The sequence below is a fragment of the Conexibacter woesei DSM 14684 genome (assembly GCF_000025265.1).
GTDB lineage: Bacteria > Actinomycetota > Thermoleophilia > Solirubrobacterales > Solirubrobacteraceae > Conexibacter > Conexibacter woesei.
This window is the reverse complement of record NC_013739.1, coordinates 2,268,623-2,282,099: the sequence shown is the minus strand read 5'-3', so window position 1 is coordinate 2,282,099 and position 13,477 is coordinate 2,268,623. Positions and strand designations below refer to the sequence as shown.

Annotated in this window: 16 protein-coding genes; 4 read left to right on the top strand and 12 right to left on the bottom strand. The window is 73.9% G+C overall.

Annotation, left to right across the window (positions count from 1 at the left end; translation table 11 throughout):
- The first annotated feature begins 46 nt into the window (after positions 1-46).
- Positions 47-499, top strand: a complete 453-nt coding sequence (locus tag CWOE_RS10825) for a hypothetical protein (RefSeq protein WP_012933647.1) — start codon at positions 47-49, stop codon at positions 497-499.
- Here the strand turns inward: CWOE_RS10825 and CWOE_RS10820 are convergent.
- Genes CWOE_RS10820 through CWOE_RS10810 form a run of 3 tightly spaced genes read right to left on the bottom strand, consistent with a single transcriptional unit; the run spans position 462 to position 2,566 of the window.
- Positions 462-1,799: a dihydrolipoyl dehydrogenase family protein gene (locus tag CWOE_RS10820; protein ID WP_012933646.1), complete on the bottom strand. Its 1,338-nt coding sequence runs from the start codon at positions 1,797-1,799 to the stop codon at positions 462-464. The genes CWOE_RS10825 and CWOE_RS10820 overlap by 38 nt on opposite strands.
- A gap of 33 nt (positions 1,800-1,832) precedes the next feature.
- Positions 1,833-2,333, bottom strand: coding sequence for a VOC family protein (locus tag CWOE_RS10815; RefSeq protein ID WP_012933645.1), 501 nt, complete (start codon positions 2,331-2,333; stop codon positions 1,833-1,835).
- On the bottom strand, positions 2,330-2,566 hold the full coding sequence (locus tag CWOE_RS10810; RefSeq protein WP_012933644.1) for a hypothetical protein: 237 nt from the start codon (positions 2,564-2,566) through the stop codon (positions 2,330-2,332). Before CWOE_RS10810 ends, CWOE_RS10815 begins: the two co-directional genes overlap by 4 nt.
- A gap of 151 nt (positions 2,567-2,717) precedes the next feature.
- On the opposite strand from CWOE_RS10810, the gene CWOE_RS10805 reads away from it, so the two are divergent.
- Positions 2,718-3,002, top strand: a complete 285-nt coding sequence (locus CWOE_RS10805) for a hypothetical protein (protein ID WP_041730372.1) — start codon at positions 2,718-2,720, stop codon at positions 3,000-3,002.
- Positions 3,003-3,058: 56 nt separating this feature from the next.
- Positions 3,059-3,493, top strand: a complete 435-nt coding sequence (locus tag CWOE_RS10800) for a hypothetical protein (protein WP_012933643.1) — start codon at positions 3,059-3,061, stop codon at positions 3,491-3,493.
- Here the strand turns inward: CWOE_RS10800 and CWOE_RS10795 are convergent.
- A complete protein-coding gene (locus tag CWOE_RS10795; RefSeq protein WP_012933642.1) occupies positions 3,471-4,388 on the bottom strand; it encodes an alpha/beta fold hydrolase in 918 nt (305 codons plus the stop codon). The two genes, CWOE_RS10800 and CWOE_RS10795, sit on opposite strands and share 23 nt — an antisense overlap.
- Positions 4,389-4,470: 82 nt before the next feature.
- Between CWOE_RS10795 and CWOE_RS10790 the strand changes: the two genes are divergently transcribed.
- On the top strand, positions 4,471-6,501 hold the full coding sequence (locus CWOE_RS10790; protein ID WP_012933641.1) for an AfsR/SARP family transcriptional regulator: 2,031 nt from the start codon (positions 4,471-4,473) through the stop codon (positions 6,499-6,501).
- Positions 6,502-6,549: 48 nt separating this feature from the next.
- On the opposite strand, the gene CWOE_RS33440 is transcribed toward CWOE_RS10790, so the two are convergent.
- The 8 genes from CWOE_RS33440 to CWOE_RS10755 all read right to left on the bottom strand — a co-directional run bounded on the left by CWOE_RS33440 (position 6,550) and on the right by CWOE_RS10755 (position 13,400).
- Entirely contained in the window at positions 6,550-6,693 is a 144-nt protein-coding gene (locus CWOE_RS33440; protein WP_012933640.1) for a hypothetical protein, read from the bottom strand.
- 115 nt (positions 6,694-6,808) lie between these two features.
- Positions 6,809-7,012: a hypothetical protein gene (locus CWOE_RS10785; protein ID WP_012933639.1), complete on the bottom strand. Its 204-nt coding sequence runs from the start codon at positions 7,010-7,012 to the stop codon at positions 6,809-6,811.
- Positions 7,013-7,094: 82 nt separating this feature from the next.
- On the bottom strand, positions 7,095-7,871 hold the full coding sequence (locus CWOE_RS10780; RefSeq protein WP_012933638.1) for an enoyl-CoA hydratase/isomerase family protein: 777 nt from the start codon (positions 7,869-7,871) through the stop codon (positions 7,095-7,097).
- A gap of 1 nt (position 7,872) precedes the next feature.
- Positions 7,873-10,227 carry a bifunctional salicylyl-CoA 5-hydroxylase/oxidoreductase gene (locus CWOE_RS10775; protein WP_012933637.1) on the bottom strand — a complete coding sequence of 785 codons (2,355 nt, stop codon included), beginning with the start codon at positions 10,225-10,227 and terminating at the stop codon, positions 7,873-7,875.
- Positions 10,224-11,399 (bottom strand): acyl-CoA dehydrogenase family protein, encoded by a 1,176-nt coding sequence (locus tag CWOE_RS10770; protein WP_012933636.1) that lies wholly within the window; start codon positions 11,397-11,399, stop codon positions 10,224-10,226. The genes CWOE_RS10775 and CWOE_RS10770 overlap by 4 nt, the downstream gene beginning before the upstream one ends.
- A complete protein-coding gene (locus tag CWOE_RS10765; RefSeq protein WP_012933635.1) occupies positions 11,396-11,809 on the bottom strand; it encodes a RidA family protein in 414 nt (137 codons plus the stop codon). Before CWOE_RS10765 ends, CWOE_RS10770 begins: the two co-directional genes overlap by 4 nt.
- Positions 11,810-11,811: 2 nt before the next feature.
- A complete protein-coding gene (locus CWOE_RS10760) occupies positions 11,812-12,645 on the bottom strand; it encodes an enoyl-CoA hydratase family protein (protein ID WP_012933634.1) in 834 nt (277 codons plus the stop codon).
- The gene (locus CWOE_RS10755; protein WP_012933633.1) at positions 12,642-13,400 is read right to left on the bottom strand and encodes an SDR family NAD(P)-dependent oxidoreductase; all 759 of its coding nucleotides are present in this window, start codon (positions 13,398-13,400) and stop codon (positions 12,642-12,644) included. Before CWOE_RS10755 ends, CWOE_RS10760 begins: the two co-directional genes overlap by 4 nt.
- Between the last annotated feature and the right edge of the window lie 77 nt (positions 13,401-13,477).

Here is a 13,477-nt window from a genome sequence, read left to right as displayed (position 1 = left end):
TCCACATAGTGGAGCTTCAGCTCAGACGCTCGAACAAGGAGCACGCATGTCCACGATCCACCTCAACGAGACGACCACGTCGACGCCCGAGCAGTTCGTCGCCGCCCTCACCGACTTCGGGCCCGGGCGCTCGGAGATCTTCGGCCGCAGCGCCGACGACTACCTCAGAGTGCACGAGCAGCGCCCCGGTCATGCCGACGTCACGGAGGGCTCCGGCGGCGTCTGGGAGCGCCTCGACTACGACTGGTCCGATCCAAACCGCGTCGTCATGAAGACCACCGACTCCAACATCTGGAGCGACCGCTCCGGCCACACCTACACATTCACGCGGCAACCCGACGGGACGACCGAGGTCGACGTCGTCGTCGTGCGCGACGGCAAGAACGTCAAGGGCCGGGCGCTCGGACTTCTGCTCAGCGTCGCCGGCAAGCGCGTCCTGGGAGGCGAGCTCAGAAAGACGGTCAAGGCGATCGAGGCCCGCGCGCACGAAGTGCCTTGAGCGCGGCGACGTAGATCTCCGAGAACGTCGGGAACGGCTGGATCGTGTCGGCCATGACGTCGAGCGGGACGCGGGCGCGGATCGCCAGCGTCGCCTGCTGCAGCCACTCTCCCGCCTCGGGGCCGAGCGCGTAGGCGCCGGTCAGCCGCTCGCCGTCGCTGACGAGCGTCAGGAAGCCGTTCTGCTCTGCGTACGCGCGCGTGTAGGTCGCGGTCTTCGCGACCTCCGACACGCGGGCCGTCGCGCTGAAGGCGCCGGTGCCGTCACCGACCGCAGCCGCCTGCGGGTCGGTGTAGACGACGCGCGGGACAGCCTCGTAGTCGGCTCTTCGCGGTCGCCCGAGGATGTTGTCCGCGACGACGTCGCCCTGGTACTTGCCGACGTGCGTCAGCGGAAACAGGCCGGTGACGTCGCCGATCGCCCACAGGCGGTCCGTCACGTGCAGGTGGGCGTCGACGGGAACGCCGCGAGCATCGGGCTCGACGCCCACGGTCTCGAGGCCGATCCCCTGCGTCCGCGGCCGCCGTCCGGTGGCGACGAGCAGCCGGTCGCCGCGCAGCTCGCGCCCGTCGTCGAACGCGAGGACGTACTCCTCGCCGTCGCGCCGCGCAGCGGTCGCGCTCGCGGACAGGACCAGCTCGACGCCCTCGCCGCGGAGCACGTCGCCGAGCGCCTCGCCCAGCGCAGCCGGCTCCCGCGCGAGCACCCGGTCGGCCATGTCGGCGATCGCCGCCTCGCCGCCGAGGCGGCGCACGGCCTGCGCCATCTCCACGCCGACCGGCCCACCGCCGAGGATCAGCAGGCGCCGCGGAACGGCTGTCATCGACGTCGCCTCGCGGTTGGTCCAGACGCCGTCGAGCTCGCGCAGTCCCGGGACCGGCGGCACGATCGGATCGGCGCCGTTCGCAAGCACGACGTGGTCGGCGGTGTGACGCACGCCGCCGACCTCCACGACGCCCGGCCCGGCGAGCCGGCCGCTGCCACGCAGCAGGTCGATCCCGTTGTCCGCCAGCCAGCGCTCCTGCCCCACGTCGGAGTGGTCGGAGACCATGAAGTCACGCCACGCGAGCGCCGCCTCGACGTCGACCTCGGCGCTCGCCGCCGCCTCGCGCGCCGCGTGGACCGCCTCGCCGGGCCGCAACAGCGTCTTCGACGGGATGCACGCCCAATACGAGCACTCCCCTCCGACCAACTCGCGCTCCACGACGGCCACGCGCAGGCTGCCCTCCGCCAGCGCCCCCGCGCAATGCTCGCCCGGCGAACCGGCGCCGAGCACGATCACGTCATAGTCGCTGCTCATCTCGGCAGACTCCTTCCCGGGCGCGGGCGCCGTTCAGCGGCCGGGCAGCCGCGTCTTGATCTCCTGCAGCAGCCAGCCGTTGCCGTCCGGATCGCTGAACGCGGCGAACGAGCCGTAGTCGGCATGGTCCGGAGCCGGGCCGCTCACGCGCCCGGCGCTCCCCGCGTGATGAAAGATCCCGGTCGCGTCGTGGAACGTCTCGCTGACGTCGATCCCGCGCGCGACCAGATCCGCACGCGCTTCGTCGATGTCGTAGACCGAGAGCTGCAGACCCTCCGCCGATCCCGGCGGCGCCGACGAGACGCCCTCGCCGAAGATGATCGAGCAGCCCGAGCCCGGAGGCGTCAGCTGCACCACCCGATAGCCGTCCTCGACCGCGAGGTCGGCGTCGAGCCGCCATCCCAGCGACTCGTAGAAGCGCTTCGCCCGATCGACGTCGGAGACCGGCAGCACCACGACCTCGAGCTTCACCTCCCCCGGCTTCACCGACGGCGTGCCGGTTGCGCGGTCGCTGCTCGATTCGACGTCGCTCATGACGGCACCACGACGTGCTTGACCTCAGCCATGTAGCGCCCGGCGGCCGCAGAGGCATCGTCCGGCGCTCTCCCGCGCTTCCTGGCGTCGATGTAGGCGGCGTACCAGTCCCACCAGTCGTGCGGCGGGGCGACCGCTTCGAACGCGCCGTGACGCCCCGACGTCTCGTGCAGGAGCTGGGCGAGCGCCGCCACGTCCGTGGCGGCGTCGGTGCGCGGGTCCGAACTGCTCATGAGGGACCTCCATGGGTTGGCGGCCACTCCACTCTCCTCTCGCCGGGCAGCAAAAGTCAAGGTTGCGGTGCGGCGCCGAGCGTGGCCCTCGTGGCGAGCACCGGGGACGAGAAACCTGCAACGCCACGGGACGCGGCGCCGGAGTCGGTACATGACCAACACCGACCTGACCAGGCGCCGGCGGCGCCAGCCGAGCCGGCGCGCGCGAGCCGCGATCGCGACCGCCGCCGTGCTCGTCGCAGCGCTGCCGGCGGCGCCGGCAGCCGCGCAGCCCACGCCCGACCGCGGCGTGCCGGACCCGCTCGCACGCGGCCCGTATCCCGTCGAGAAGGTAGGCAATCGTTGCCCTCGGGCGCCGCATCGCATCAGCATCCTCGATCGGCGTGCCGCGCGCCGCATGGAGCGGGATACAGCCGGGCGCGGCACGCGCCGATAGAGGGAGGGATTCGTCCCGGACGTCCGTCCCGGGGACCTTCCACCGAGGAGAACCACATGCCCCACTCACCGCTCCGCGCTCTGCGCTCCGCTGCTCTCGCCGTCGCCACGGTCGCGGTGCTCGGCGCGGTGACCGCTCCGAGCGCGGTCGCCGCCAGACCCTCGCATCCGGTGCTGCCGACGTGCGCGGGCAGAGCCGCGGTCAAGCCGTCCAGATTCGTGATCGCCTGCGCCGACGGGAACTTCGCGCTGACCGGGCTGAGATGGAGCAGATGGAACGCGACCGAGGGCGTCGCCAAGGGCACGTCGGTCGTCAACACCTGCGACCCCAACTGCGCCGGCGGCAGATTCACGCGCTCCAGAGTCACCGTCCGCGTCTGGCGCCTGCGCGCCTGCCCGACCCTGCAGCGCGAGATCTTCACGCGCATGACCGTCGGCACGCCCGAGGCCGACGGCGAGCCGCTCACGCTCAGCTGCCCGAGAGGCGACTGAGCGGCGGAGAGCTGCGCCGCGCCAGCAGCGCGCGCAGCTCCGCGGCGATCCGGGCGGGCGCTGTCTCGGCCATGAAGTGGCCGACGTCGGCGGTGACGTGGTTGAGGTCGTCGGCCCAGGCGCTCCACAGCGCCTTCGCGTCGTAGCCGAGCAGAGCGCCCCAGTCCTGCTGCACGACGGTCAGCGGCATCGTCAGTCTCGTGCCTGCGTCGCGGTCGGCCTGGTCGTGGGCGACGTCGACCCCGGCCGTGGCGCGGTAGTCGGCGACGATCGAAGGGACGGCGGCGCGGCATGCGTCGAGGTAAGCCGCGCGGACGTCGGCGGGGATCGCTTCGCCGCTCGCGCCCCAGGCGTCGAGGAACCAGCCGAAGAACGCGTCGGCGCTGGCGGCGATCATGCGTTCGGGGAGGCCGGGAGGCTGCGCCATCAGGTAGAGGTGGAAGCCGGGCGCTGCCCGGACGCCGCTCAGCACGTCCCACATGTCGAGCGTCGGCAGCACGTCGAGACAGGCGAGATGGGTGATCGCCTCGGGGTGGTCGAGGCCGGCGCGGAAGGCGACGAGGGCGCCGCGGTCGTGGCCGGCGAGCGCGAACCGCTCGTGGCCGAGAGCGCGGGCGAGCGCGACGACGTCGGCGGCCATCGTGCGCTTCGCGTAGGCGCTGCCGTCGGCGGTCTCGGCCGGCTTGTCGCTGGCGCCGTAGCCGCGCAGGTCGGGGCAGATGACGGTCCGCTCGGCGGCGAGGTCGACCGCGACATGGCGCCACATCAGGTGCGTCTGCGGGAAGCCGTGCAGCAGCACGAGCGGATCGCCGCTGCCGCCGACCGCCGCGTGCAGCGCGACGCCGTCGCCGACGGTCACCCGTTCGCTCGAGAAGCCCGGAATCGTCGGGGTCATCGGATGGTCCTTTCGGTGGGGAGAGCCCAGGTTCGCGTGCGGCGATGAGCATCCGATCAGCGGCCCGTCTACCGTGCAGTCGATGGAGGTCAGCTTCGGAGTGCTCGGCCCGATCGTCGCCTGGGATCGCGACGGCGCCGCGATCGCACTGAGAGGGCCGCGCCACCGCGCGGTGCTGGCGCGGCTGCTCGTCGCCGACGGCCGCGTCGTGCCGCTGGACCGCCTCGTCGACGACCTCTGGCTCGAACCGCCGGAGGGCGCGATCGGGGCCGTGCGGACGTTCGTGTCCGCGCTGCGGCGGGCGATCGAGCCGCAGCGGGCACCGCGCACGGCGCCGAGACTGCTCGTCACCGAGGGGCCGGGCTATGCGCTGCGGGCCGGCCCGGACGCGGTCGACGCACGTCGCTTCGAGGCTGCCCTGCAGGCAGTCGCCGACGCCGATCCGGCCGTGCAGCTGGCGCGGCTGGAGGACGCGCTGCGCTGGTGGCGCGGCCCCGCCTACGCCGGACTCGACGATGCGCCCTGGGCGCGCACCGAGCGTGCGCGCCTCGCCGAGCTGCGCCTGCACGCCGTCGAGCGGCGGGCCGCGGCGCTGCTCGCGCTCGGGCGCGCGGCCGCGGCGGTGCCCGACCTCGACGCCCACGTCGCCGAGCACCCGTGGCGTGAAGAGGGCTGGCGGCTGCTCGCGCTCGCGCTCTATCGCAGCGGCCGCCAGGCCGACGCGCTCGCCGTGCTGCAGCGGGCGCGGAGGATGCTCGTCGCGGAGTTGGCGATCGAGCCGGGCCCGGCGCTGCGCGCCCTGGAGCACGACATCCTCGTGCAGGCGGAGCACCTGACGGGAAGCGTCGCGTCGGGCACGGGCCGCGCGGCCTCCGCCGACGACCCCGTCAGCCAGGTGTGGGCGGAGGCGGCAGCCGCGTACGACCGCGCCACCGCGGCCGACGCGCGGGCGCGGCTGGAGACGACGGTCGGGCTGCTGCGCGACCTCGCCGTGACCGGCGGCGACGGCCTGCAGGCGGCGCGGCGGCAGCGCGTCGCCGCGGTGGCGGCGGCCGAGGAGCTGAGCGACCCGCAGCTGACGGCACGTGTGATCGGCGCCTTCCACGTCCCCGCCAGCTGGACCCGGCTCGACGACCCCGAGCAGGCGGCGACGGTCGTAGCGGCGGCGGAGCGGACGCTTGCGCGGCTCCCGCGCGACGAGGAGAGCGCCGCCGCCCGTGCACGGCTGCTCGCGACGATCGCGCTCGAGTCGCGCGGCAGCGACTCGCCGCGCCCTGCGCACGCGGCACGCGAAGCGGAGGCGATCGCGCGCCGGCTCGACAACCCCGCGCTGCTCGCCTTCGCGCTCAACGGCCGCTGGATGCAGCGCTTCGAGCGTGCGGGCCTGGCGCCGGAGCGCGACGCGATCGGCGCCGAGCTGCTCGCGCTGGCCGAGCGCCACGGCCTCGTCACCTACGAGCTGCTCGGCCACCTGATCCGGCTGCAGGCGCGCAGCGCGCTCGCCGACTTCGCCGCGGCCGACGGCCACGCCGCCGCCGTCGACCGCCTCGCCACCCGCCACGAGCTCCCGCTCGCGCGCGTGTTCACCGGCTGGTACCGCGCGCTCCGTCTCGCGGCGACCGGCACCCCGCCGGCGGAAGACGGCTCCTCCACCCCGTCCCCTGACACAGCCGAGGCCGCCTACCGTGCGGCAGCCGCCCAGCTCGACGGCGCCGGGATGCCGGGGTTGGCGCGCGGGCTGCCGGCGCTCGCGCTGCTCTGCCTGCGCGTCTCCCGGCGCGAGCCCGCACCGACCGACCCCTCGCTCGACTGGGGACCGTACACGCCGTGGGCACGGCCGCTCGTGCTGCTCGCCGACGGCGACGCCGACGCCGCAGCCGGGGCGCTGCGGGCCGCGCCCGAGCCGCCGCCCGACCTGCTGCTGGAGGCGACCTGGTGCCTGATCGCGCAGGCGGCGCTCGCACTCGGCGACCGCGCCCGCTGCGAGCGCACCCGCACCGCGCTCGCCCCCGCCGCCTCCGAGCTGGCAGGCGCCGGCAGCGGCTTCCTCACCGCCGGCCCCGTCGCCGACCACCTCGCCGAGCTGGACGCGGCGCTGACCTCCGGCCGCTGACCCCGGCGCTCACCGCCCGCGGAACCTCGGCTGCGGACGAGGTCAGCTTCAATCGCCGAGCGATTCGAGGAGGCGGATGTCGGCGAGATCTTGGGGGCGGCCGGCGGCGCGCTTGAGGGTGATGAGGTCGTCCCGATGGGCGATGGGGACGATGACATCGCCGAGCGGGACCTCGTGGGCGCGCTCGCGCATCGCGGCGAACGAGCCGAGGTGAGCGGGGAGCGTGAGGACGTCGAGGGGGCCGTGAGCGGTGATGAGGCGACCTCATAGCGGGCGAGCGCGCGGAACAGCTCGCTGGCGTCGAACGTCACCGTCTGGAGGCGGCGTGCTCGGTCGCGTGGATCATGCCGGCACGAAGCTCTGAGGCGACCTTGTTCCAGCTGATCGCCAGTTCGAGGCGCTCCGCCATCGAGCGCTGACGGGCCGCCACGATCGCACCAGGATTGGCGAGCGGATCGCGCACGAACGCTTCAGGCAGCGCGGTCGATCTGTCGAAATCCGGCTGGCTCACGGCTCCAAGCCTACCGGCAGCCCGGTGCGGTTCCCAGGCGCAGCTGCCGGCATGACCGCCTGGAATCCGCACGCCCCGGCGCTCACCGCCCGCGGAAGACCGGCCTGCGTCTCTCCAGGAACGCCGTCATGCCCTCGACACGGTCGTCTCCGGCCATCGCGAGCGCGAAGAGGTCGCGTTCCGTGGCGAGGCCGGCGGTCAGCGTCGTCTCCTCGGCGGCGAGCACCGCCCGCTTGGCCAGCTCGGTCGCAAAGCCGGAGCGGCGGGCGACCTTCGCGGCCAGCTCGTGCGCCGCGTCGAGCCAGCCGCCGGCCGGCGCAACGACGTTGACGATGCCGAGCTCGCGGGCTTCGTGCGCGGTCAGGCGCCGGCCCGTGAGCACCAGCTCCATCGCGCGCTGACGGCCGAGCAGGCGCGCAAGCCGCTGCGTGCCGCCGCCGCCCGGCACGATGCCGAGCCCGACCTCGGGCTGCGAGAAGACCGCCGTCTCGGAGGCGACGACGAGGTCGGCCGCGAGCGCGAGCTCGCAGCCGCCGCCGAGCGCGTAGCCGGAGACTGCCGCGACGACAGGCTTGCGGATCGCGCGCAACCGCGGCCACAGCCGCGCGCCCTCAGCGCGCATCGCATCCTGGAAATCCTGCACGGCCATCGTCGCGATGTCGGCCCCGGCCGCGAAGACCTCGTCGCCGCCCGCGACCACGTGGCAGCGGACCGCCGGATCCGCGTCCGCCTGCTCCAGCGCGCCGGCGAGCGCGTCGCGCAGCTCGGGCGAGAGGACGTTGCGCTCGCCCGCGCGGTTCATGCGCGCGAGCGCGACGCCGTCGCGGACGTCGGTCAGGACAAGCGGATCGCCGGCCATCTCAGGCACCGCTGCGGACGGGCTGCCACGACCGCCCCGCCCCCACCGCTTCCTCGTCCCCGTCGCCGAAGCGCCGCGGCGGAGGCTTCGGCGGGCCGACCGTGCCGTCTTGGGGCTTGCGCCGCCCGGAGCGGTACTGGGCGATCCACGGGTCGCCGCGGTAGCCCTGGTCGGCCGCCGCGTGCAGCGTCCAGTACGGGTCGTAGAGGTGCGGGCGCCCGAGCGCGCAGAGGTCGGCGCGGCCGGCGAGGATCGTCGTGTTGACGTCCTCGGCGGAGGAGATCGCGCCGACCGCGATCGTCGGGATCCCGGCCTCGTTGCGGATGCGGTCCGCGAACGGCGTCTGGAAGCTGCGCCCGTACGCCGGCCGCTGATCCGGAGAGACCTGACCGGTCGAGACGTGGACGACGTCGACGTCGTGCTCCGCCAGCAGCCGCGCGAGCGCGACCGCGTCGTCGCCGTCGAACCCGCCGTCGACCCAGTCGGTCGCCGAGATGCGCACCGAGATCGGCTTCGCGGCCGGCCACGCCGCGCGGCAGGCGTCGAGCACCTCCAGCGGATACCGCGCCCGTCCGGCGAGGTCGCCGCCGTACTCGTCGCCGCGCACGTTCGTGAGCGGCGACAGGAACGAGTTGAGCAGGTAGCCGTGCGCGAAGTGCAGCTCGAGCACGTCGAAACCGGCCGCCTCCGCGCGCCGCGTCGCCGCGACGAACTCGTCGCGCACGCGGTCCATGTCGGCGCGCGCCATCTCGCGCGGGACGGGGCTGTGCGGGAAGTAGGGCAACGGCGACGGCGCGAGCGTCTCCCAGCCGCCCTGAGCGAGCGGTTCGCTGTCGCCCTCCCACAGCAGCGTCGTCGACCCCTTGCGCCCGCTGTGGCCGAGCTGCGCGCCGATCTTCGCCTCGCCGTGGCCGTGGACGAAGTCGACGACGCGCCGCCAGCCCTCGATCTGGTCGTCGCGGTAGAGGCCGGCGCAGCCCGGGGTGATGCGCCCCTCTGCCGAGACGCAGATCATCTCGCTCATCACGAGCCCCGCGCCGCCGACGCCGCGGCTGCCGAGATGGACGAGGTGGAAGTCGCCGATCGTGCCGTCGACGGCGCTGTACATGTCCATCGGCGAGACGACGACGCGGTTCGCCAGCTCCAGATCGCGGAGCCGGAAGCGCAGGAACATCGGCGGCACGGTCGCGCCGCCGTCGCCGGACGTGAACTCGCGATCGACCTGCTCGACGAAGCCCTCGTCGCGGATCTGCAGGTTGTCGTAGGTGATGCGACGGCTGCGCGTGAGCAGGTTGAACGCGAACTGCTTGGGCGGCTGGCCGACGTAGCGCGCGATCTGCTCGAACCACTCGAGGCTCGCCTGCGCGGCGCGCTGCGTGCTGTCGACGACCGGCCGGCGCTCGGCCTCGTAGGCGGCGAGCACGTCGCCGACGCTCTCGCCGTCGCGCGCCTTGAACGCCCACGCCAACGCGATCGCGTCCTCCATCGCGAGCTTCGTGCCCGAGCCGATCGAGAAGTGCGCCGTGTGCGCGGCGTCGCCCAGCAGGACGACGTTGCCGTCACTCCAGCGCGCGTTGCGGATCGTGCGGAAGTTCAGCCACTTCGAGTTGTTCCCGAACAGCTGGCGGCCGTCCAGCACGTCGGCGAGGTACTCGCGCGCGAAGGCGATCCCGTACTCGTCGCTGACGCCCGGCGGCAGCTCGGCGTCCTCGTTGACGTCGAGCCCGGCGCGCCGCCACGTCGCCTCGTCGGTCTCGACGATGAACGTGCTCATCGTCGCGTCGTACGGATAGCCGTGGACCTGAAAGACGCCGAACTCGGTCTCGACGACGTCGAAGCGGAAGGCGTCGAAGACGAGATCGGTGCCGAGCCACATGTACTTCGAGCGGCGCACGTCGACGCTCGGCCCGAACGCGTCCGCGCGCGCCGTGCGCAGGCCGCTGTTGGCGCCGTCGGCGGCGATCACGAGGTCATGGCCGGCCGACAGCTGCTCGATCGGCGGCGCCTCGGTGCTGAACCGCACGTCGGCGCCCAGCTCGAGCACCCGCTCCTGCAGGATCCGCAGCAGCCGCTTGCGCTCCAGCGCCGAGAAGCCGTGGCCGCCGGAGCGCTGGCGCGTGCCGCGGTAGCAGACGTCGATGTCGGTCCAGCGAGCGAAGCTGCCCGCGATCTGGGCGAACGTCGGCGGGTCGGCCGCCTCGAATGCGGCCAGCGTCTCGTCGGAGAAGACGACGCCGAAGCCGAACGTGTCGTCCGGGGCGTTGCGCTCCCACACCGTCACCTCGTGCCCGAGGCGCCGCAGCAGGATCGCGGCGTACAGCCCCCCGGGCCCGCCGCCCGCGATCGCGACCTTCATGCTCGCTCCTCCCGCGCGCGCGGGAACAGCCCGCGCGCGATGATCTCGCGCTGGATCTCCGACGCGCCCTCGTAGATGCGCGGGGCGCGCACCTCTCGGTACAGGTGCTCCAGCAGGTGGCCGTGCTCCAGCGCTCGCGCGCCGTGCACCTGGATCGCCGCGTCGACCGCCTCCTGGGCGACCTCCGTGGCCAGCAGCTTCGCGATCGCCGACGCCTGCGTGACCGGACGAACGCCGCGGTCGTAGGCGGCGGCCGCGTGGTGGACCGCGAGCCGCGCCGCGTGCACGCGCGCCGACACGTCGGCGAGGCGGTGCGCGACCGCCTGCAGATCCTTCAGCGGACCGCCGAACGCCTGGCGCGTGCTCGCGTGCGCGACGGCCGCGTCGAGCGCCGCGTTCGCCATCCCGATCGCGAACGCGCCGACGCTCGGGCGGAACATGTCGAGCGTGCGCATCGCGACGCGGAAGCCGCCGTCGACCTCGCCGAGCAGGTGCTCCGGCGGGACGTAGACGCCGTCGAACGTCAGCCGGCCGATCGGATGGGGCGACAGCAGGCGCAGCGGCTCGCCGCTCAGACCCTCGCTCTCGCGCGGGACGAGGAACGCGGTCAGCCCGCGGGCGCCGGCGCCGTCGGTCGTGCGCGCGAAGACCGAGTAGACGTCGGCTTCGGGCGCGTTCGAGATCCATGTCTTCTCGCCCGTGAGGCGGAAGCCGTCGCCGTCGCGCTCGGCGCGCAGCGACAGCGCGGCGACGTCGCTGCCGGCGTCCGGTTCGGTCAGCGCGAAGCCGGCCGCCGCCTCGCCGGCGGCGATCCGCGGCAGCCATGCAGCGACCGTCTCGGGGCGGCCCGACTGCAGCAGCGGGAAGGTGCCGAGCCCCTGCAGCGCGAAGGCGGTCTCGGCCGCGGTGCAGCCGCGCGCGAGCCCCTCGCGGATCAGGCACAGGTCGAGCGCCGAGACGTCCGGCCGCCAGTCGTCGCCTTCACGCGCGAACAGCCGTCCGAGCAGGCCGTGCTCGGCGAGCGCGCGCAGCAGCGGGCGGTCGATCGCCCCTTCCTCCCCCGTGGCGGCGATCGGCGCGAGCGTCGTCGCCGCAAGCGCAGCGGTCTGCTCCAGCAGCGCGCGCTGCCCGTCGTCGAGATGGGCGTCGAGTGCGGGGATCGCGTCGCTCACGCGTCGCGCTCCTGCGGGACGACGGCGACCGCCATCAGCTCGATCAGCGCATCGTCGTCGTACAGGCGCGTCACGCCGAACAGGCCGCTGGCGGGGTAGTGGCGACCGAAGTGCCTGCGCCAGACTGCTCCCAGCTCGGGCAGCTGGGCGCGATAGGCGGGGACGTCGGTCACGAACAGCTGCATCGAGACGATGTCCTCGGGGACGCCGCCCGCGGCGCGCAGCGCCGCGACGACGTTGCCGGCGGCGACGTCGAGCTGAGCGGCGAGCCCTTCGCCGACGATCTCGCCGTCCGCGTTCAGCGCGGTCTGCCCGCCGAGGTGGACGAGCCGGCCCGGAGCGGCGACGACGGCGTGCGCGTAGCCGACCGGCGGCGCCAGCTCGGGTGCGGTCACGATCTCGTGCGCCATCGTCAACGCCCCTTCCAGTCGGGACGCCGGCCTTCGCGCCAGGCGTCGAGGAACTCGTGGTGGTCGTGGCTCGTCATCAGCAGCGCCTGCGTGACGGCCTCCAGCTCGATCGCGCCGGCGAGGTCCATGTCCTGCTCCTTCGCGATCAGCGACTTCGTCGTCGCGTAGGCGAGCGCGGGACCGTCGGCGAGACGGCGCGCGAGCGCGCTCGTGCGCCCTGCCAGCTCGTCGTCGTCGACGAGCTCGCTCGCGAGCCCGATCCGCAGCGCCGTCTCGGCGTCGAGCTTGTCGCCGAGCATCAGCAGCTCGGTCGCGCGGCCGAGGCCGACGATCCGCGGCAGCAGGTAGGCGGACCCCATGTCGGCGCCGGCGAGGCCGACGCGCGTGAAGAGGAACGCGAACGAGGCCGAGCGCGCCAGCAGGCGGAAGTCGCTCGCGAGCGCCAGTACCGAGCCCGCGCCGGCGGCGACCCCGTTGATCGCGGCGATGATCGGCAGCGGGCACTCGCGCATCGCCTTGACCGTCGCCCCCGTCATGCGCGTGAAGGCGAGCAGGCCGGAGGCGTCGAGCTTGCGCAGCTCGCCGATGATCTCCTCGACGTCCCCGCCCGAGCAGAAGCCGCGGCCCTCGCCGGTCAGCACGACCACGCGCACGTCGTCGCGGTGCGGCAGCTCGGCGACGAGGTCGCGCAGGTCGGCGTACGCCTCGAACGTGAGCGCGTTGAGCTTGTCCGGGCGGTTGAGCGTGATCGTCGCGACGCCGTCGGCGACCGACAGGTCGAAGTGCTGCCAGGCGGCGTCGGGGGTGAGCGGCGCCGAAGCGCGGAAGCTGGTCACGTCTGGATGCCTCCTCCGTCGAGGATCAGGGTCTGTCCGTTGATCGAGCGGGCCGCGTCGGAGGCGAGCCAGACGACCGCGTCGGCGACCTCCTGGGGGTCGAGCAGCCGCCCCAGCGGCGAGCTGGCGACCAGCGCATCGCGCCCTTCCTGCGCGCTGCGGCCCGTCGCCTCGGCGATCCGCTCGATCGAGCGCTCGGTCATCGGCGTGTCGACGAACGTCGGGCAGACTGCGTTGGCGCGCACGCCGCTGCCTGCGACCTCGGCGGCGACGGCGCGCATCAGCCCGACGGCGGCGTGCTTGGACGCGGTGTAGGCGGACGCGTACGCCGCGCCGACGCGGCCGGCGGTCGAGGCGACGGTCACGATCGCACCGCGATCGCGACCGCGCATCGACGCGATCACGGCCCGCGTGCAGAGGAACGCGCCGGTCGCGTTGACCGCCAGGTGGCGCTCCCAGTCCGCCAGCGTCGTGTGCGCGAACGGCGCCGCGGTCGCGACGCCGGCGTTGTTGACGAGCACGTCGACGGCGCCGATGTCGGCGAACGCGGCCGCGACCGCCGCCTCGTCGGCGACGTCGCACGGCACCACGCCCAGCGTGCCGGGGGCGCCGCTGTGCAGCTCGCCGCGCAGGTGCGCGAGCGCCTCCGCGTCGCGGCCCAGCGCCGTGACGCGGTCGCCCGCGGCGAGGAAGCGCGCGACGACCGCGCGGCCGATGCCCTTGGCCCCACCCGTGACGACGACGGTGCGGCTCATGAGCGTGAAGGGGTTGCTTGAGTGACCACGATCGAAAGTCTACGCCATAGCCGGGTGAGCTGTCGTATATTGCCGTG

What these genes read in the sequence shown, in the direction of transcription:
- CWOE_RS10825 (WP_012933647.1), top strand. Translation starts at nt 47, where the DNA reads ATGTCCACGATCCACCTCAACGAGACGACCACGTCGACGCCCGAGCAG.
- CWOE_RS10820 (WP_012933646.1), bottom strand. Translation starts at nt 1,799, where the DNA reads ATGAGCAGCGACTATGACGTGATCGTGCTCGGCGCCGGTTCGCCGGGC.
- CWOE_RS10815 (WP_012933645.1), bottom strand. Translation starts at nt 2,333, where the DNA reads ATGAGCGACGTCGAATCGAGCAGCGACCGCGCAACCGGCACGCCGTCG.
- CWOE_RS10810 (WP_012933644.1), bottom strand. Translation starts at nt 2,566, where the DNA reads ATGAGCAGTTCGGACCCGCGCACCGACGCCGCCACGGACGTGGCGGCG.
- CWOE_RS10805 (WP_041730372.1), top strand. Translation starts at nt 2,718, where the DNA reads ATGACCAACACCGACCTGACCAGGCGCCGGCGGCGCCAGCCGAGCCGG.
- CWOE_RS10800 (WP_012933643.1), top strand. Translation starts at nt 3,059, where the DNA reads ATGCCCCACTCACCGCTCCGCGCTCTGCGCTCCGCTGCTCTCGCCGTC.
- CWOE_RS10795 (WP_012933642.1), bottom strand. Translation starts at nt 4,388, where the DNA reads ATGACCCCGACGATTCCGGGCTTCTCGAGCGAACGGGTGACCGTCGGC.
- CWOE_RS10790 (WP_012933641.1), top strand. Translation starts at nt 4,471, where the DNA reads ATGGAGGTCAGCTTCGGAGTGCTCGGCCCGATCGTCGCCTGGGATCGC.
- CWOE_RS33440 (WP_012933640.1), bottom strand. Translation starts at nt 6,693, where the DNA reads ATGCGCGAGCGCGCCCACGAGGTCCCGCTCGGCGATGTCATCGTCCCC.
- CWOE_RS10780 (WP_012933638.1), bottom strand. Translation starts at nt 7,871, where the DNA reads ATGGCCGGCGATCCGCTTGTCCTGACCGACGTCCGCGACGGCGTCGCG.
- CWOE_RS10775 (WP_012933637.1), bottom strand. Translation starts at nt 10,227, where the DNA reads ATGAAGGTCGCGATCGCGGGCGGCGGGCCCGGGGGGCTGTACGCCGCG.
- CWOE_RS10765 (WP_012933635.1), bottom strand. Translation starts at nt 11,809, where the DNA reads ATGGCGCACGAGATCGTGACCGCACCCGAGCTGGCGCCGCCGGTCGGC.
- CWOE_RS10755 (WP_012933633.1), bottom strand. Translation starts at nt 13,400, where the DNA reads ATGAGCCGCACCGTCGTCGTCACGGGTGGGGCCAAGGGCATCGGCCGC.